The following is an 18,922-nucleotide window of genomic DNA, read 5'->3' on the forward strand; positions in this document are numbered from 1 at the left end:
AAATCAAATAGATACGTCTGAGCCATTCGTCCTCTCGCGTCATCTAAAATCAAATAAACGGCGGGAACAGAAGGAAGTTCTTCGTAAAATAAGGCGTCATCCACAAAAAGTTGAAAAACAATTTTCGTGGATGACGCCTTATTTTTTGAGGTTAAACACTTCTGTTTCGATCTCGTCTTTCTATTTGTTTTTTCGAATTTGCTTGATCCTTAACAATGCTCGGAAGATATTCAACAAAAATAATAAAGTAGCAATTCCAATCGGTACCCAGATCAAATAGACAGAATAGCCAAGTTCTGCAGAAAGTTCTGCACTTGAAGAATGTGAAAGCTCAGAGACTGCTTGTTGCCATGTCTGTAAGTTGAAAACAAGCATAAAGCCTGCGATGATCAATAGAATAAAGCCTAAGTAATGGATCGATGTCCGCTTACGAATCAATGCAAAGACTAAATAGAGAATAAGTAAAAATGCTGGAACACCAAATACAAAATAAATATTAAGCAAAATGAATCGCCTCCTCATAATAATCATACTTCAATTGATAGGAATTTAAAAATAATTTAGTCATTACTTGCATTCTTTTCACCAATATTGCTAAGATAACTGTATTCAAAGGAGGTCTTTTTGTTTTATGGCAAGTTATATCGAGCCGATTCGTTTTGCGTTGATTGTCTTTCCTTTTCTTGCATTGGCGATTTCTGCTATCTTTTTTATTTATGAATACCGAAAGTATGGAACGTTTCTCCTAACTAGAGCGGTCATTTTATATTCATTTGTCTTTTATCTATTATGTGCTTACTTTTTAGTGATTTTACCTTTACCTACTAAGGAAGCTGTTGCGAAAATGACAGGTCCAAAAATGGAATTACACCTATTTGCGTCTTGGGAGAACTTCAGAGCGAATACAGTCCTCGTGTTGTCCGATCCGAGTACCTATTTACCTGCGATGCGACAAAGTGTTTTTTTAGAGCCATTATTCAATGTCTTTTTACTCTTACCTTTTGGCATCTATTTAAGGTATTATTTCCGACTATCCTTCGTCAAAACGGTCATTGCAAGTTTCTGTCTCTCCCTATTTTTTGAGTTGACACAATTAACCGGTCTTTACTTTATTTATCCACGTCCGTATCGATTATTCGATGTCAATGATTTACTGACCAATACATTTGGCGGAATGCTTGGCTATCTTGTGACGCCAATCTTTACGTTTATGTTGCCAACAAGAGCGAGAATGGATGAAGTATCTTATGAAAAAGGCAAGACAGTCTCTTTGACACGCCGTCTGGTTGCCTATTTGATCGATTGGTTTTTCTTATCTATTTGTACGTCAATCATCGGAGTGGTTTCCGGATTGTCGATTGGAAGTAGCGAGTTCACCTCCTATAGTTGGTGGTTGTTCGTGCAAGTCTTTCTCTATTTCATGCTTCTTCCTGTCTTTACAAATGGTCGAACACTTGGGAAAAAAATCGTCCGGATCAAGCTTGTTGAAGATGGGAGGGAACGAATCAGATTTCGTGCATTGTTCATTCGATATGCGTATCTCTATTTCTTATTTTATGGGCTAGGCTGGTTGAGCCAATTAGTTGGTCCAGTCATCAATCAAGCGACTGGTGTCACACAGATGAGTGCAGTATTCATTTTCTTATGTACCTTGGTTGCACAGTTCATCTTCGGCCTGAATCTATTCTTATCTTTTATTCGCAAAAAGAGAGTTTTATTCTATGAGAAAGCGAGTCATACTTATACGATCAGTACGATCAAAGATAGAAAAGCCTGACCTTTTCAAGCAAAATAAGCAAATTTATGGTATAATTCCAAAGTCGTGAAAAATACAAAGAGAAGAGGTGTCGAAATGAGTCATTTTAAACAATTCAATTTTCATCCGTTTATCAACGAAGCGTTAGCAGAAAAAGGGTTCCAACAACCAACAGAAGTGCAAGAACGATTGATTCCTTTGATTTTAAAAGGGAAAAATATCATCGGACAATCACAAACTGGTTCAGGAAAAACGCATACGTTTCTTTTGCCTCTATTTCAAAAAATCAATGCCAATAAAGAAGAAGTCCAAGTGGTGATCACAGCACCAAGTCGTGAACTGGCGACGCAGATCTATGAAGCTGCTATTCAAATCGCTAAGTTTTCCGATCCGGAGATTCGCGTATCGAATTTTGTCGGCGGAACAGACAAACAACGTCAATTAAATCGCTTGAATCACCTACAACCGCAAATCGTTGTCGGTACACCAGGGCGTATCCTGGACATGATGAATGAGCAAGCTTTAAAGATCCATACAGCCTTTGCGTTCATCGTGGATGAAGCAGATATGACCTTAGATATGGGATTCTTGAATGAAGTTGATCAAATCGCTAGCCGCTTGCCAGAAAAATTACAATTTTTAGTTTTCTCAGCAACGATTCCAGAAAAACTACGCCCATTCTTGCGTAAATATATGGAAAATCCAATCATCGAAGAAATCAAACCAAAAGCAGTGATCTCAGAAGATATCGAGAATTGGTTAGTTTCAACAAAAGGAAAGGATAAGAATCAAACGATCTATCAATTATTGACGATCGGGCATCCTTATTTAGCAATTGTCTTTGCAAATACGAAACAACATGTAGACGAAATCGCTGATTACTTGAAAAACCAAGGCTTGAAAGTAGCGAAGATCCATGGAGATATCACTCCTCGTGAGCGTAAGCGTGTGATGCGTCAAGTGCAAAACTTAGAGTATCAATATGTAGTTGCGACAGACTTAGCTGCTCGTGGTATCGATATCGAAGGCGTTTCTCATGTCATCAATGCGGAGGTTCCAGAAGATCTAGATTTCTTTATCCACCGTGTCGGTCGTACTGGTAGAAATGGCTTAAAAGGAACCGCGATCACTTTATATGCACCAAGTGATGAGCCATTGATCGAAGGCATCGAAAAAATCGGTGTTGTTTTTGAGCCAATGGAAATCAAAAATGGTGAAATCGTTAAAACCTATGACCGTAACCGTCGGACAAAACGTGAAAAATCAAAAGATAGTCTTGACCCAACGCTGATTGGTTTAGTCAAAAAGAAAAAGAAAAAAATCAAACCTGGTTACAAGAAAAAAATCGACTGGGCGATTGCGGAGAAAAATAAAAAAGACCGCAAGATCGAAAGACGTCAACAAACGCGTACAGCCAGAAAAAATAAAAAGAATTCCAACCAATAAGAGCAGTCATGAGCGAATCACGCTGCCCTTGACTTTTAGCCCCAAAAACCTAAATAGGAAATCTATTTTGGGTTTTGGGGCTGATTTTTTTGATTAAACAGTTGATATTAGGAGAGCTGTTTTCGCATCTGTTGACAAAGAATGCCGTCTTCGATCAGTGGGTCTGAAAAACTCTGATAGCCCTGCTTTTCGTAGAAAGGAACGGCGGGAATTTCTGCAATCAAATAAATTTTTTTGAATGCTTCATTTAGTGCTCGCTTTTCTGCCAATTGAAGCATTTCTCTGCCAATTCCACGTTTGCGCCAATCTTTTGCGACACAAAAACGATCAAATTGGATTTGTTCGTCACTTTGTTTTTGGTAACGTAAGGTAGCAATTGGCTGTTCGTTATGGATCATGACAAGGTTTGGGTAATAGGCATCCTTACCGTCAAATTCTAAATGAGCAGGTATTTCTTGCTCTAACACGAATACGTCATAACGTAAAACGTAACTGCTGGCTTTTATCCATTCTTCGGTTCCAAAATACGTTTCCATTGTTTTGCCTCCCTAGGGTTCTTTCCTGATTATAGCAAGGAAAACGTAGACCGCAAACAATGAAAAATCAAAAAAGTAGGATTGACAGCATCGCTAAGAATACGTATACTGATAAAGTACAAAAAGGACATAGTTTGTTTTAGACTGACTCACAGAAAATTCTTTCTCGGCTGAAAAAAGAATAGTCACTGTTCAAACTGCTCCCTTTTTCAATTTGATAGAAATATCAACGCGACTCAGCGTTAACGAGTTTAAGAGGTAATGAGTAAACATCATTGCAATCAAGGTGGTACCGCGAGTTTTCGTCCTTGGCTGTAATGGTGTTTTTTGTCGTTTATTATGTAGAAAGAAGGTAAAACAATGAAAAAATTAAGCAGTGCAGAAGTACGTCAAATGTTTTTAGACTTTTTCCAAGAAAAAGGACATACGATCGAACCTAGTGCTTCACTAGTACCGGTCAATGATCCAACCTTATTATGGATCAACTCAGGAGTGGCGACACTAAAGAAATATTTTGATGGATCTGTTGTACCAGACAATCCAAGAATCACGAATGCGCAAAAATCGATTCGTACGAACGACATCGAAAATGTAGGGAAAACTGCACGTCATCATACGATGTTTGAAATGTTAGGGAACTTCTCGATCGGCGATTATTTCAAAGAAGAGGCAATCCACTGGGCATGGGAATTTTTAACAAGTCCAAAATGGATGGCGTTTGATCCTGAGAAATTATATGTCACTGTTTATCCAAAAGATACAGAAGCAAAACGTATCTGGCACGAAGAAGTAGGATTATCTCTTGACCATATCGTGGATGTAGAAGATAACTTTTGGGATATCGGTGCTGGACCATGTGGGCCAGATACAGAGATTTTTTATGATCGTGGCGAAGCCTATAATGACTTGGAAGAAGATGATCCTGAAAACTACCCTGGTGGCGAAAATGAACGTTATCTTGAAATCTGGAACTTAGTATTTTCAGAGTTCAACCACAAACCAGATAATACGTTTGAACCTCTTCCACATAAAAACATTGATACGGGCATGGGCTTGGAACGAATGGTTTCAATCGTTCAAGATGCACCAACCAACTTTGAAACAGATTTATTTATGCCGATCATCCATGCAGTTGAGCAATTGAGCAACAAAGTAAAATACGGTGAGGATGCCTTAACTGATATTTCATATAAAGTAATCGCTGACCATATCCGAGCATTATCCTTTGCAATCGGTGACGGGGCATTGCCTTCAAATGAAGGTCGTGGCTATGTCTTGCGTCGTTTGTTACGTCGAGCAGTCATGCACGGGAAAAAATTAGGGATCGAGCAAGCTTTCTTATACCGTTTAGTGCCTGTTGTTGGCGAAATCATGGAGAGCTACTACCCTGAAGTTTTGGAACAAAAAGAATTCATCGAAAAAGTCGTTCGTATGGAAGAAGAACGTTTCAATGAAACGATCAACGAAGGGCTTGAGATCTTGAACCAAGTGATCAAAGAGGTAAAACAAGCAAACGGAACAACGCTTGCCGGAAAAGATATCTTTAAACTTTACGATACGTATGGATTCCCAGTTGAATTGACAGAAGAAGTGGCGGAAGATGAAGGATTGAATGTCGATCACGCAGGCTTTGAAACAGAAATGCAGGCGCAACGTGATCGCGCGCGTGCGGCTCGTAATACAGAAACATCTATGGGTGTTCAATCTGCTTTATTGACAGATATCAAAGTAGATAGCACATTCATCGGTTATGACCATATTGAATCTGACAGTGAATTACTAGTGATCGTCCAAGACGAAACAATCGTCAGTGAACTATCAGATGGGGAAGCGCAATTGATCTTTGATCAAACACCATTTTATGCTGAAATGGGTGGACAAGTAGCCGATCAAGGTTGGATCATTGATGCCTCTGGTGAAACAGTAGCAAATGTGACTGATGTTCGTAAAGCACCAAATGGACAATTCTTGCATAAAGTAGAAGTCCTTTCTGAGATCAAAGAAGGAAACACCTATCATTTATTGATTGATGAACCAAGACGTAACCGAATCATCAAAAACCATACGGCTACTCACTTATTGCACAAAGCATTAAAAGAAGTATTAGGCGATCATGCCAACCAAGCAGGTTCATTGGTTGCACCAGGTCATTTGCGTTTTGACTTCACACATTTTGGTCAAATCACAAGTGAAGAATTAGCGAAAATGGAACAAATCGTAAACGAAAAAATCTGGGAAGCCATTCCTGTTGAAACGATCGAAACAGACATCGATACAGCGAAAAATATGGGCGCAATGGCATTGTTTGGCGAAAAATATGGCAACGAAGTCCGCGTGGTCAATATCGGCGGTTGGTCGATCGAGTTATGTGGTGGTACGCATGTTGGTAATACCGAAAACATCGGAATCTTTAAAATCGTTTCTGAATCAGGGATCGGTGCAGGGGTTCGTCGGATCGAAGCGGTGACAAGTAAAGAAGCTTATGAATTGTTGGAAAGCGAAGAACAACAACTAAAAGAAGTTGCGGCAATCGTGAAATCACCACAATTGAAAGAAGTCGTAGCTAAAGCAGAACAATTGCAACAACAATTAAGAGAACTACAAAAAGAAAATGAACAATTGGCAAGTAAGTTAGCCAACCAACAAGCAGGAGATATTTTCAAAAATGCAGAGACGATCAATGGTAAAACGATCATCACTGCACAAGTTAAAGTAAAAGACATAAATCAATTACGTCAATTAGCCGATCAATGGAAACAAAAAGCAGTTTCAGATATTCTTGTCTTGGCAAACGAACAAGAAGGTAAAGTCAGCTTGTTAGCAGCAATGACGCCTGAAGCAAATGAAGCAGGTTTAAAAGCTGGCGATTTGATCAAAGCAATCGCACCGAAAGTTGGCGGTGGTGGCGGTGGTCGTCCAGATATGGCGCAAGCAGGTGGAAAAAAACCAGCTGGTATCTCAGACGCATTGACAGAAGCAAAAACATGGTTAGAAAATAAATACAAGCAAGCGTAGTTTTTTACTACAAATAAATGGCAAGCGAGTTTGGGATGATTTCCCAAGCTCGTTGCTTTATTTTCATTGGCTCAACGGTTGTTGCTATGTACACATTTATTGACAAATCAACAAAACGCTATAGGATTAGAGTAAAGCAAACAGGGGGAGATTCAATGAATAGCAAAAATAAAACATTTCGGTTAGTACTTCGTGCCATTTTGTTAGCCATCATTATCGTTCAATCAATGATTCCATGGTTAGGCTTTATCCCATTAGGTTTTATTAGCTTGACGATCATCCATATCACAGTAATCGTAGCGGCCGTAGTATTAGGACCGAAAGATGGCATGTTGATCGGCTTGTTCTGGGGAATTGCGACGATCATCCGAGCCTACGCGATGCCAACTACACCGTTCGATACATTGGTTTTTACCAATCCAATCATCTCAGTTGTACCCAGAGTTTTAGTGGGACTAGTGGCTGGCTTAGTATTCCATTGGTTGTATAAGCGTTCCTCTACGATCGTCGTACCGGCTGTTGTAGCTGGGATTCTAGGCTCTCTAGTCAATACGATCCTTGTTTTAGGATTTATGGGCTTATTTTATACGAATGCCACAGCTCAAGCTTATGGTGTCGATGCTTCGGTCTTGTTCAAGACACTTGCTGGGATTGCTGCAATCAATGGGATTCCAGAAGCTATCGGCGCGGGGATCATCACACCATTACTCGCCAAAGCATTATTTGCAGCAACACCTTTAAAACCTGAATGATATAAGACCAGCAATCACAGATAAAAGGAGTCACAAATTTGGCAAAGAAACAAGAAACACTAACAGCAAAAGAACGAACAAAAAAAGCATTGATGGCAGGAGTATGGGGACTGTTAACTAATGTGATCCTATTCGTTGCGAAATTGATGATCGGACTACTCTCTGGAAGTGTGTCGATCATGGCGGATGCCATCAACAGTTTGTCGGATACCGCTTCTTCTGTTTTGACTTTGGTTGGCTTCAAAATCGCGGCAAAACCAGCAGATCCGGAACATCCTTATGGACACGAACGTTTTGAATATATTAGTGGACTATTCGTATCTCTCATCATCACGTATGTCGGATTCCAGTTCTTACACTCCTCAATTGAAAAAATCATCGATCCGGAAAATATTGCCTTATCACCGATCATCTTTTTAGTTTTAGTCTTTTCGATTGCTTTAAAAGTTATTCAGGGACGTATGTACAAGAAAACCGCAAAAATGATCGATTCGGAAACGTTACATGCCACTGCCAAAGACAGTTATAATGATGTATATACGACCTTTGCTGTTTTACTCTCAGCTTCTGTCGAATGGTTGACAGAGTGGCGCGTGGATGGCTATATTGGCTTCTTGTTAGCACTTTACATTTTGTACAGCGGCGTAATGATGTTAAGAGAATTCGTATATGAATTATTAGGGAGCCGTCCTACTGTTGAACAGATCCAGGCGATGGAGGAGCAGCTAAATGGCTATACAAAAATACTCGGTTATCATGACTTGTTAGTGCATAATTACGGACCAAATCAACGTTTTGCTTCAGTTCACGTGGAAGTCGATGATCGGCTAGATTTGAATGAAGCACACAAGATCATGGACATTATCGAAAAGGATTTTAAACGATCATTAGGTGTAGAATTAGTCTGTCATATAGATCCTGTACCAGTCAACAATGAGAATTATCAAGAGATTCTTAATGAGTTGAAAAAAATCATCAATGAGACAGCAGAAGGTCTGAAAATCCATGATTTCCGCATGATCCATAAAGGACAGATCCTACAATTTGATGTCGTTGTCCCTGAAGGTACGCGTTTGTCTGACGAGGAATTAGAACGAATGATGCGTATCCAAATAGAAAAGAGAGTCGGGCAGTATCAATTAGATATCACCTTTGATCATAATTATTTACTTTTCTAAATTGTTGACAAAAAATAATACGCGATGTTTAAATATCTATACGACCTATCTGTCGCGATGAGATTTTGACTAAACTTAAAATAAGCAAAAAACCTGAAATCTTAAATAATCGGGTTTTTTGCTTATTTTAAAACAAATCTTTTAGCCTTTCATTTTGGTTATTAGAAATACTATAATGGATGACAGTAGACTTTTACGTTATATTGTTCTGAAAGACGTATGTGTTTTCTAGGACAAAATAGGATAACCAAAACAGACAATGGCTGCTTCTTCGTTGTACCTACAAATGTTTGACTGAACCTAGATGAAAGTTTTCGCGGATTTGTTCGTCACGCTAAATCGAATTTTGATGGTGAAAGAATCAGAAGAGGCAACTTCTCGTCGGATTTAGACATGGACAAATAGTACATCCGAGGGATAATAAAAGGAAGTGAAAAATTTGGCAGAAAACTAAAAACGAATCCTCTTTTGGAACAGACTTCAATGATAGCTTTTATATCTTATCATGACCCATAAAGACAGCGTTGATAAAATAAACAGAATGATCGATACATATATGGATAGTCAGACTTTTTCAGAAAATACCTTGGAGATTATGAGGTCATGTTAGCTGAATTCGGCGTATGTTAATAGTTGACCAAAATAAAGCAGTCAAAAATTTTGTCGGAATCTAGCTATCAGGACTTATTTATTCTAATCGATAACTGGAAACAATAAACATTTATTTTTCCCTTACAATCTTTGAGTTAGTCCAAATAACAGCGACATAAAATGCTGAATATTTAGCAAATGTTTGAAAGAATCGTGTCTCAACATTTGTTGATCTATTATTATGAATATGTTCTTTTATAGACCGAGACAAAAGAAGAAGTTGACCGTATAAAGTGCTTGCAAATCAAGGTACGATTACTAATTGCTTTGTTCCAATATTTTATAAAAATTTTTGTAAAGCTTGTCTAGCTAGATTATCAGCGCCTTTATTTTTACTTTCAGGTACCCACTGAAGGATCAACATTGAAAAATCTTTTAATAGACTTTGTATTTTTTCTAAATAAGGTAAAAAATCTTTGTTGTTCGTATGATTTTTATCGATAGTTGATACAAGTACTTTACTATCGGAATAGCAGAGAATGATTTCTTCGGTCATCTGTCTATTCTTTAGAATTTCTAAAGTTTTTAAAAAGACTTCAAACTCGGCTTGATGGTTTGAACCAAAGGACAAAGGGATAGACAACTGTTCTTGTTGTTGATCAGCGATTATTAATATTCCTCCACCACTAGGTCCAGGGTTGCCTTTTGTTGATGCGTCAATGTATACTTTTAACATAAGGAAAAACACGCCCTTCAAAAATTGTCGGTTTGACTTATTATACCACTACAGATAAAGACACGAGGTTGAAGAATGAAAAAAAATATTCGCTGGCAGCCCGAAACGGCACAGTCGATCATTTATTGGTCATCAACATTTATTCTATTATTTTTGAGTTTGATTTTATCGTTAGAAAATACAAGGCCTTATTGGAAAAGTAATATTTTAATGGGAATTTTCTTTATTTTTCTTTTGCTAGGATTTCGACGCTCACTAGTTTTAAAGAAAGAGGCAATAAAAATAAAATATGCTGCTTTTTGGAGAGATCGCGACATACCTATCAATGAAATCAAGGAAGTCCACGTACAAAAACGTAAAGTATCTTTATCTCTTGTAAAAGGCAAAGAGCCATTCGTGATTTTCGTCAATCAGAAGGCACAAGGAAAATTGCTTGATCACTTGAAACATCCACATAAACAAACGATCAACACTTCTTCACTGTTAAAGAATACGAATGATTTAGTTGAGTAAAAAATAACAATAGAGACTTTAGCTATTTTTAACTGCACAGAGAGTCGTCTATAATAATAAAAAAGCTATTCCGAAAAACACCGGAATAGCTTATTTTGTTTGATTGGACTAAGCTTGATCATTGATCTTTTTGACATGGGCCGCCTGAATGCCTCGATTACCTTCAATGACGGTAAATTCTACCACTTGGTTTTCTTCAAGTGTTTTGAATCCTTCTTCTTCGATTGCAGTAAAATGTACGAAGATCTCTTCTGTTTCATCATAACTAATAAAGCCATATCCTTTTTTGTTATCGAACCATTTCACCATTCCTGTGGTCAAAACACTCACGACCTTTCTATGTCTGATCATAGCCTATATTATAAAGAGAATTAATAGGTACGTCAAATAAATTAAAAGTCAGTTTTTTTTGTTTTTTTTTACAAAGAAAACAGGTATAATGGATTTAACTTAACAAAATATAATTATTTTTATATATAGTTCGTGAAAAGGGGCGTTTTAATGAAGAATGATTTAGAAATTTCACAAGAAACACAGCTAAAACCGATAGTTAGAGTTGCGGATAGCATTGGAATCAATGAAGATGATTTGGAATTATATGGAAAATACAAAGCAAAAATAAACTTTACCGCAATAAATGATTTTTCGGAAAAAGAGGATGGTCGCCTCATATTGGTAACTTCTATCAATCCAACACCAGCGGGAGAAGGAAAATCAACAGTTACAGTCGGATTAGGTGACGCGTTGAACCAAATAGACAAAAAAGCAGTGATTGCATTGCGTGAGCCCTCATTAGGTCCGGTTATGGGAATCAAGGGCGGAGCGACAGGAGGTGGCTACGCACAAGTATTACCAATGGAAGATATCAATTTGCATTTTACTGGCGATATGCATGCCATCACTTCTGCAAACAATGCATTGTCAGCTCTATTAGATAATCATATCCATCAAGGAAATGAGCTGGGGATCGATCCTCGACGTGTCATTTGGAAACGTGTGGTGGATTTAAACGACCGAGCATTGCGAAATGTGATCGTTGGGCTGGGCGGACCGATGCAAGGGGTACCAAGAGAAGATGGATTCGACATTACTGTGGCTAGTGAAATCATGGCAATTTTGTGTTTAGCTGCTGATTTAGATGATTTAAAAGCTCGGTTAGCACGAATCGTGATTGGCTACACCTATGATCGTCGCCCTGTAACAGCAGGGGATCTAAAAGCAGAGGGTTCCCTTGCTTTGTTATTAAAAGATGCAATTAAACCGAATCTCGTACAAACGATCTATGGTACACCAGCATTTATCCATGGTGGACCATTTGCAAATATTGCTCATGGCTGTAATAGTGTACTAGCAACTAAAACTGCTTTGAAAATTGCGGATTATGTAGTGACTGAAGCTGGTTTTGGTGCTGATTTAGGAGGAGAAAAATTCCTAGATATCAAAGTTCCTAATTTGCAGAAAGCACCAGATGCGATTGTGATCGTAGCAACTGTCCGTGCGTTAAAAATGCACGGGGGATTGGATAAGGCAGAATTACAAAATGAAAATCTCAAGGCGTTGCAAACTGGATATGCGAACTTAAAACGGCATATTCGTAATATGAAAAGTTACCAGATTCCAGTGATCGTCGCAATCAATGAGTTTGTGACTGATACAGACGCTGAATTAGAATTACTGAAAGAATTGTGTGAAAAAGAAGGAGTCGTAGCAAAACGCGCAAGTGTTTGGGAAAATGGTGCGGAAGGTGGCGTGGACTTAGCAAAGGCAGTCGTAGAATTGATCGATACAGAAAGCGCGGATTACGTTCCATTGTACCAATCCAGTGATCCGATTAAAACAAAAGTCCAAGCGGTTGTTCAAAAAATCTACGGTGGCAAAGAAGTCTTTTTTAGTAAAAAAGCAGAAAATCAAATCATTGAATTTGAGAAAAATGGTTGGTCTGACTTACCGGTTTGTATGGCAAAAACCCAGTACTCTTTTTCTGATGATCCAACATTATTAGGTGCACCAGAGGATTTCACAATCACGATCCGTGAATTTGTACCTAAGTTAGGTGCCGGATTTTTAGTCGCTTTGACAGGCGAAGTGATGACGATGCCTGGATTACCAAAAAAACCAGCCGCCTTGAATATGAACGTAACGAATCAAGGAGAAGTAATCGGTTTATTCTAATCGTAAAATTAAAAATTTGAAGTAGTCTTAACTAGACCTTTTCAATATGAAAGTGCATAATCTAAAAAATAGAGCAACTATTTTCTTGCTCTTTGTCAATCAGGATTAATGCGTTGAAAAAAATCAAATCTGGATCAGAATGAACCTCATTCTGGTTCAGATTTTTTGTTATCTCACTTTAATTAATTGATTTAATAGATTCTATTTTTCATGTGGACAAACAGTTTAAATCCTTAAGATAATCGCTTTATTGTCTTTACGTGGGCATTCTTCGCTTCTATATTTTAATTAGAGTAAGGATAGATCATCTCATTGGTGATGCCTTCTACTGATTCATAAAAAAGAGCACACCTCTTTTTTGGAATGTTGAAACCCCAATCAATCAAGCATCATTACTTCAGTAAGAAATGGGTATTTATTTAGGTGCTCGGAAACTGTTGTATGTTTCATATTCACGCGGAAATGATTGCACGTTTTTTTAGTAGAAAGCGCCAGTTCTTGTTCAGTTTTTCTGCATAGCACGTATAGGCAACTCACTGAAAGCTTGAATCTATATTTGACAATATGACATCGATCAATCACTTCACTTGTATTTGGCAGAACACATTTGGCGGGCTGTAAGTAGTCGGGGTGCATGTCGGCGACTAAGAAGGATATTTCTTTCGATAATCTCAGTATATTTTGTAATGATTTCCTTCTATTAGAGCTTGTTATGTTTTTTTATCTCTAAAATGAAAATGGGACTGAAGAATTAATTCTACTTATTCAGTTCAAAAATTTTAAAAGAAATAATGCTTTTCCTGTATTTTTATTATCACTAATCTTCATTTTCTTTCTTTTGAAGCAATATATGTTTTACATTTAGTAAGATATAGTTTACAATCAGGATGACTGAGAAGAATGGAGGTTAACCATCAAGTTGAAAAACATCCGAATGAAACTCGCGCGTTTAGCAAATGATTTAAGCCAAGAAGAATTGGCCCAACGTGTAGGAGTGACAAGGCAAACGATTGGATTGATTGAAGCAGGGAAGTATAATCCCACACTAAAGTTGTGTCAGGCCATCTGCCATGAATTAAATCAAACATTAGATGATCTATTTTGGGAGGATAAAGATGAAAAAGAATAAACTTAAAGATGAACGTATCGTACAGGTCAATAATCAAATACAAAGTGAAGCCTTTTTGTTATTATTGGTATTATTAGGGACTTCGATCTTTGTAAAAAGTTATTTGTTGGAGCAACCAGTTTCTGAAGTGTTTACCGAATTATTGTTGCTAGGAGTAGCGTTCATCTATTTATTGATCCGTGGCTCACTGATTGGTCACGAGCTTATCGATCAATCCAAACATGCAAAGAAATTACGAGTTTTAGCAGTCATTGTTGGAAGTGTATTCGTTTCTGCAGTTACTGGGGTGAGAAATTATAGCTTATATCATGAGTTATACACTGGTTATTTCGATCCTCATTTTTTAGCGATTTTAGGGATTACATTTATATCTTCGGCTTTATTTATGTCTGCCTTAGTGTTTTTGGTTTCTTCTGTCAATCGATTTGGGCAGAAAAGACTGGAAAGTAAATTAGAGGATGAAAATGAGGAAAAATGACTGCTGAAAAAGATGATATAAGGATCGATCCATTAGGGATAACAGAGATTCCGCTTGTGTTTTGATAGAGACTAACGCATAATAGGAGGAGCGAAAATGGAAGTGAATGTTACTAGAGATACGGGATTTTACGGAATGGGTAGTCCAATCACATTACGGGTGGATGATCGGAAAATCAGTTTGGGGCAAAACCAATCTGTTACTCTAGATGTAGACGCCCCGTTTCAGATGCAAGTCACCTTTTTTTGGCTCAAAAGTCCAGTCTATACGATAGCAGAACCAACTAAAAACTATCGGATTACGATGAATTTATTGCTATTACAGTTATATCCCGTACTTTTCTTGTTTACAGGGATCAGTGCTGTTGCTATTCAAAGTATCCTTTATAGTTTACTGATCGTCGTCGTAATGATTGGTTTCTTTCTATTTATAAAAAATAAAGCATATGTCATCAAGGAGGCTAGTGATGAAGAATTCTGATCTTTTTTTGAGTAGCTTTAATCGGATCGAAAAATGGATGCAAGAAGAGATGGGGAATCCACGAAATATGGGGTTCACTGAACTCGTTCGTCGTTTAGCACAAAAGCAACACCAAAGTATAAAAAAATATGAGGATGACTTACTACAGTTGGCTCAATTACGTAATGCGATCGTGCATGATCGGATCGCCGTCGATTTTATTATCGCTGAACCTAATGAATGGGCGACGAAGCGTATCCAAAGAATCGAGCAAGAACTGATTCGTCCAGAAACAGTGTTACCGCGTTTCGCAAAGCATGTAACTGGGTTTGAATGGGACATCCCATTACCTAGTTTGTTGGAGACTGTTGCTCAAAAGCGTTATTCTCAGTTCCCGCTTTATCATAAAGGAACATTCAAAGGATTAGTGACGTTGCGGATGTTAGGTTTTTGGTTAGCCAAAGAAAGTCATCATGGTGTGATCGATCTTCAAGGAAAAATAGCTGCCGATCTGATCACTCAAGATGGTAAGTACACCAATTATCATTTTGTATCCGCTCAGACAACGATTGCTGAAGTAGAAAAAATGTTTGGCGAGCAGGGTACGCTTGAAGCTGTGTTGATCACCAAAAACGGCGACCCTAACGGAAATTTATTAGGGATCATCAGACCAAGAGATATTTATCATGAAGTAGAAAAGGAATGATTGTTTGTTAGCGATATATTGGATTATAAGTGCCTTGATCATCGGCTTAGATCAATGGGTAAAATGGTTGATCGTCGATAACTTTGCTTTAGGAGAAACGAAATCAGTGATTCCAGGGATCTTGTCCTTGAATCATATCCGTAATTTCGGAGCAGCTTGGAGTTTACTAGAAGGAAAAATGTGGTTTTTTACTGTCGTGACGATCATCGCAGTTGTAGTGATCTTGACGTTGATGATCAAAAATCGTAGCAACGGAAATCGTTGGTTCATGATCGGTCTGACATTGATTCTAGCTGGAGCAATCGGTAATTTTATCGATCGTGTCCGTTTAGGGTATGTGATCGATATGTTCCAAACTGATTTCATGAATTTCCCGATTTTTAATGTGGCAGACATTTCTCTAGTGATCGGTGTGATCTGCGTATTGATTTATATTATTTTAGATGAAAAGGAACAACGAAAAAAATGACACAATTAAAAGCAACTATCAAAGAAGAAAAAGGACGGATCGATAAAGTTTTGGCAGCATTTTTTGCGGATCATAGTCGTTCACAAGTTCAACAATGGTTGAAAGACGGTGCCGTTTCCGTAAATGGGGAATCAGTAAAAGCGAATTACAAAGTAAAATCGGCTGATGCAATCGTCGTGGAAGTACCAGAGCCTGAAGAACTTGAGATCGTAGCAGAAGACTTACCAATAGAAATCGTCTATGAAGATGACGACGTAGCTGTGGTCAATAAACCACAAGGCATGGTCGTTCATCCTTCTGCTGGTCATGCCCAAGGAACACTAGTCAATGCGTTGATGTACCATATGAAAAATCTATCATCGATCAATGGCGTGATCCGTCCAGGGATCGTCCATCGAATCGATAAAGACACGTCTGGATTATTGATGATCGCCAAAAATGATCAAGCCCATGAAGCGTTGGCGCAGCAATTGAAAGATAAAACTTCCCTAAGAAAATATATTGCTTTAGTCCATGGCGTTATTCCTCATGAAAAAGGGACGATCAATGCACCTATCGGGCGCTCAAAAGTCGATCGAAAAATGCAAGCGATCCGCGAAGATGGAAAACCAGCTGTGACGCATTTTACTGTACTAGAACGTTTTGAGAATTTCACTTTAGTAGAGTTACAATTAGAAACAGGGCGTACGCATCAGATCCGTGTGCATATGAAGTATATTGGTTATCCTTTAGCAGGTGATCCCGTATATGGACCAAAGAAAACCCTCAAAGGCAATGGCCAATTTTTACATGCGAAATTATTAGGTTTCACTCATCCTCAAACGAATGAACGAATGACCTTTGAGGCACCATTGCCAGAAGTTTTTAAAAAAACTTTAGAGAAGTTGAGAAAAGATATTGCTTTTTAAAGTACTTAACGGTATAGTAATAAACAATAAAAGAAAAACTTAATAGCAGTCCTTTAAGTTTAGTCCCGTGAGGCTAAGAAGGGTGTGAGTAAGAATTCCTGTGGTGCGCCATAGCGAGACTTGCTCAATGACGTCGCATACACAAAGCGACCAGTGTGGTAGTATACACTCAGTCTAAACATTCCTCCTGTCCTCTTAGGGCAGGAGTTTTTTTGTGTAAAAAATGGAGGGGAAAAATGATGCAAGCAAAAGAAGTAGTGGATCAAGTAACGATGAAACGAGCGCTAACACGTATCACTTACGAAATCATCGAAAGAAATCAAAGTATCGAAGAGATCGTCTTAGTCGGAATCAAAACGAGAGGGATCTACATCGCTGCTCGAATTGCCGAACGTCTGAAACAACTCGAAAATATCGAAGTACCTGTAGGGGAACTTGATATCACATTGTACCGTGACGATAAAAAAGAGATCGCTCAAGAACCAGAATTGCATTCTTCAGATATTCCAGTCAGTTTAGAAGGAAAAGAAGTTATCTTGATCGATGATGTGTTATACACAGGACGGACGATCCGCGCTGCAATGGATGCAGTCATGGACTTTGGTCGTCCAAGAAAAATCTCACTAGCAGTTCTAGTTGATCGGGGACACCGAGAATTACCGATCCGCGCAGATTACGTAGGAAAAAATATCCCTACAGCAAAAAAAGAAGAAATCTTAGTAGAGATGCAAGAATTAGATGGACAAGATCGCATCATGATCTTAAACGAGGAAAAGTAGAGGAGTAAGGCAAGATGGCAGAAGAAAAAAAGTTCCACAACGATAGTGTGGTATTAGACATCCATGATCGACCAACCATTGGACACTGGGTGGGTTTAAGTTTACAGCATTTATTCACGATGTTCGGTGCAACTGTCTTAGTACCGATCTTAGTCGGAATCGACCCTGGGATTGCCTTGGTCAGTTCAGGATTAGGAACGATCGTTTACTTGATTACAACAAAAGGGAAGATTCCAGCATATCTAGGCAGTAGCTTTGCGTTCATCGCCGCTATGCAGATGTTGATGAAAACCGACGGCTTCCCGGCGATCGCACAAGGCGCGATGACAACAGCACTTGTCTATCTGATCGTTGCGTTGATCATCAAGAAAATCGGTTCGGCTTGGTTAGACAAAATCTTGCCACCGATCGTGGTTGGCCCAGTCATCATGGTCATCGGTTTAGGTTTAGCTGCCAACGCAGCAAACAACGCGATGTTCAATCAAGACCATTACGATTTCAAATATCTATCAGTTGCGTTGATCACTTTAGGATTGACGATTTTCTTCAATATGTTCTTACGCGGGTTTCTAGGATTATTACCGATCTTGCTTGGCATCATCTCTGGTTACATCGTGGCTTTGCTTTTCGGGATCGTTGACACCCAACCAATCATCGATGCGCCATGGTTCGCGCTGCCTAACTTTGAGATTCCATTTGTGCAATATCAACCGAAGTTATATATAGGGGCAATCACTACGATGGCACCGATCGCCTTTGTCACAATGACCGAACACATCGGCCATTTGATGGTCTTGAACAAATTGACCAAACGAAATTTCTTTGAAGATCCAGGCTTACACCGTACATTGACAGGAGATGGCTTGGCTCAATTAGTGGCAGCTTTTGTTGGTGGGCCGCCAGTGACAAGTTATGGTGAAAATATCGGCGTCTTGGCAATCACTCGCGTACACAGCGTGTTCGTGATCGGAGGCGCAGCGGTCTTCGCAGTGATCCTTGGCTTCATTGGCAAACTAAGTGCTTTGATATTAAGTATTCCTGGCCCAGTCATTTCAGGTATCAGTTTCATCCTATTCGGAGTGATTGCGGCAAGTGGGATGAAAATCTTAGTCGAAAACAAAATCGATTTTGATAAAAAGAAAAATCTATTGATTGCTTCAGTCATCTTAGTCGTAGGTATCGGGGGATTAGTCCTAGAAGTCGGGACATTCACTTTATCTGCCATGGCACTAGCAACAGTTTTAGGAATCATTTTAAATCTTATCTTACCAGAAACTTCACGCAGCGAAGAAAATTAAG

The 18,922-nt window shown here is 38.7% G+C and carries 20 protein-coding genes; 15 read left to right on the plus strand and 5 right to left on the minus strand.

Going from position 1 to position 18,922, the window contains the following annotated elements:
• Nucleotides 1-180: 180 nt before the first annotated feature.
• Complete coding sequence (locus IGJ49_RS06670) at nt 181-504, minus strand: hypothetical protein (protein WP_010735540.1); 324 nt, start codon at nt 502-504, stop codon at nt 181-183.
• A gap of 127 nt (nt 505-631) precedes the next feature.
• Between IGJ49_RS06670 and IGJ49_RS06675 the strand changes: the two genes are divergently transcribed.
• Nucleotides 632-1,777 carry a VanZ family protein gene (locus IGJ49_RS06675; protein WP_438722842.1) on the plus strand — a complete coding sequence of 382 codons (1,146 nt, stop codon included), beginning with the start codon at nt 632-634 and terminating at the stop codon, nt 1,775-1,777.
• A gap of 75 nt (nt 1,778-1,852) precedes the next feature.
• Nucleotides 1,853-3,202 carry a DEAD/DEAH box helicase gene (locus IGJ49_RS06680; protein ID WP_137072405.1) on the plus strand — a complete coding sequence of 450 codons (1,350 nt, stop codon included), beginning with the start codon at nt 1,853-1,855 and terminating at the stop codon, nt 3,200-3,202.
• Nucleotides 3,203-3,309: 107 nt separating this feature from the next.
• Here the strand turns inward: IGJ49_RS06680 and IGJ49_RS06685 are convergent, their stop codons facing one another.
• A complete protein-coding gene (locus tag IGJ49_RS06685) occupies nt 3,310-3,738 on the minus strand; it encodes a GNAT family N-acetyltransferase (RefSeq protein ID WP_137072407.1) in 429 nt (142 codons plus the stop codon).
• 360 nt (nt 3,739-4,098) lie between these two features.
• Here IGJ49_RS06685 and alaS point away from each other — a divergent pair, with 360 nt between their 5' ends.
• From alaS to IGJ49_RS06700, 3 genes are all read left to right on the plus strand, one after another.
• Nucleotides 4,099-6,753 carry an alanine--tRNA ligase gene (gene alaS / locus IGJ49_RS06690; RefSeq protein WP_010735536.1) on the plus strand — a complete coding sequence of 885 codons (2,655 nt, stop codon included), beginning with the start codon at nt 4,099-4,101 and terminating at the stop codon, nt 6,751-6,753.
• A 155-nt stretch (nt 6,754-6,908) separates the two neighbouring features.
• Nucleotides 6,909-7,505, plus strand: a complete 597-nt coding sequence (locus IGJ49_RS06695) for an ECF transporter S component (RefSeq protein WP_065095763.1) — start codon at nt 6,909-6,911, stop codon at nt 7,503-7,505.
• 38 nt (nt 7,506-7,543) lie between these two features.
• Complete coding sequence (locus IGJ49_RS06700) at nt 7,544-8,683, plus strand: cation diffusion facilitator family transporter (protein ID WP_137072409.1); 1,140 nt, start codon at nt 7,544-7,546, stop codon at nt 8,681-8,683.
• A gap of 931 nt (nt 8,684-9,614) precedes the next feature.
• On the opposite strand, the gene IGJ49_RS06705 is transcribed toward IGJ49_RS06700, so the two are convergent.
• A complete protein-coding gene (locus IGJ49_RS06705; protein WP_010735533.1) occupies nt 9,615-10,010 on the minus strand; it encodes a ribonuclease HI family protein in 396 nt (131 codons plus the stop codon).
• 75 nt (nt 10,011-10,085) lie between these two features.
• Between IGJ49_RS06705 and IGJ49_RS06710 the strand changes: the two genes are divergently transcribed.
• Nucleotides 10,086-10,523 (plus strand): EbsA family protein, encoded by a 438-nt coding sequence (locus tag IGJ49_RS06710; RefSeq protein WP_010735532.1) that lies wholly within the window; start codon nt 10,086-10,088, stop codon nt 10,521-10,523.
• 108 nt (nt 10,524-10,631) lie between these two features.
• Here the strand turns inward: IGJ49_RS06710 and IGJ49_RS06715 are convergent, their stop codons facing one another.
• Nucleotides 10,632-10,844, minus strand: a complete 213-nt coding sequence (locus tag IGJ49_RS06715; protein ID WP_062805278.1) for a cold-shock protein — start codon at nt 10,842-10,844, stop codon at nt 10,632-10,634.
• Between the two features lie 180 nt (nt 10,845-11,024).
• Between IGJ49_RS06715 and IGJ49_RS06720 the strand changes: the two genes are divergently transcribed.
• A complete protein-coding gene (locus IGJ49_RS06720; RefSeq protein ID WP_438722847.1) occupies nt 11,025-12,695 on the plus strand; it encodes a formate--tetrahydrofolate ligase in 1,671 nt (556 codons plus the stop codon).
• Nucleotides 12,696-13,073: 378 nt separating this feature from the next.
• Here IGJ49_RS06720 and IGJ49_RS06725 read toward each other — a convergent pair whose 3' ends face one another.
• Nucleotides 13,074-13,409 carry a transposase gene (locus IGJ49_RS06725; RefSeq protein WP_224434893.1) on the minus strand — a complete coding sequence of 112 codons (336 nt, stop codon included), beginning with the start codon at nt 13,407-13,409 and terminating at the stop codon, nt 13,074-13,076.
• A gap of 220 nt (nt 13,410-13,629) precedes the next feature.
• On the opposite strand from IGJ49_RS06725, the gene IGJ49_RS06730 reads away from it, so the two are divergent.
• The 8 genes from IGJ49_RS06730 (at nt 13,630) to IGJ49_RS06765 (ending at nt 18,921) form a co-directional block, all read left to right on the plus strand.
• On the plus strand, nt 13,630-13,824 hold the full coding sequence (locus IGJ49_RS06730) for a helix-turn-helix transcriptional regulator (protein WP_196768995.1): 195 nt from the start codon (nt 13,630-13,632) through the stop codon (nt 13,822-13,824).
• On the plus strand, nt 13,811-14,302 hold the full coding sequence (locus IGJ49_RS06735) for a DUF6773 family protein (RefSeq protein WP_010735523.1): 492 nt from the start codon (nt 13,811-13,813) through the stop codon (nt 14,300-14,302). The genes IGJ49_RS06730 and IGJ49_RS06735 overlap by 14 nt, the downstream gene beginning before the upstream one ends.
• A 96-nt stretch (nt 14,303-14,398) precedes the next feature.
• On the plus strand, nt 14,399-14,782 hold the full coding sequence (locus tag IGJ49_RS06740) for a hypothetical protein (RefSeq protein ID WP_195273441.1): 384 nt from the start codon (nt 14,399-14,401) through the stop codon (nt 14,780-14,782).
• Nucleotides 14,769-15,467, plus strand: coding sequence for a CBS domain-containing protein (locus IGJ49_RS06745; RefSeq protein ID WP_023519620.1), 699 nt, complete (start codon nt 14,769-14,771; stop codon nt 15,465-15,467). Before IGJ49_RS06740 ends, IGJ49_RS06745 begins: the two co-directional genes overlap by 14 nt.
• Nucleotides 15,468-15,471: 4 nt before the next feature.
• Entirely contained in the window at nt 15,472-15,936 is a 465-nt protein-coding gene (gene lspA / locus IGJ49_RS06750; RefSeq protein ID WP_062805267.1) for a signal peptidase II, read from the plus strand.
• Nucleotides 15,933-16,844 (plus strand): RluA family pseudouridine synthase, encoded by a 912-nt coding sequence (locus IGJ49_RS06755; RefSeq protein WP_438722851.1) that lies wholly within the window; start codon nt 15,933-15,935, stop codon nt 16,842-16,844. The genes lspA and IGJ49_RS06755 overlap by 4 nt, the downstream gene beginning before the upstream one ends.
• 239 nt (nt 16,845-17,083) lie before the next feature.
• Nucleotides 17,084-17,623 carry a bifunctional pyr operon transcriptional regulator/uracil phosphoribosyltransferase PyrR gene (pyrR, locus tag IGJ49_RS06760; protein WP_029594119.1) on the plus strand — a complete coding sequence of 180 codons (540 nt, stop codon included), beginning with the start codon at nt 17,084-17,086 and terminating at the stop codon, nt 17,621-17,623.
• A 14-nt stretch (nt 17,624-17,637) separates the two neighbouring features.
• A complete protein-coding gene (locus IGJ49_RS06765) occupies nt 17,638-18,921 on the plus strand; it encodes a solute carrier family 23 protein (protein ID WP_010735517.1) in 1,284 nt (427 codons plus the stop codon).
• Nucleotide 18,922: the final 1 nt, after the last annotated feature.

The sequence above is a fragment of the Enterococcus sp. AZ171 genome, assembly GCF_051714005.1.
Taxonomy (GTDB): Bacteria; Bacillota; Bacilli; order Lactobacillales; family Enterococcaceae; genus Enterococcus_B; species Enterococcus_B pernyi.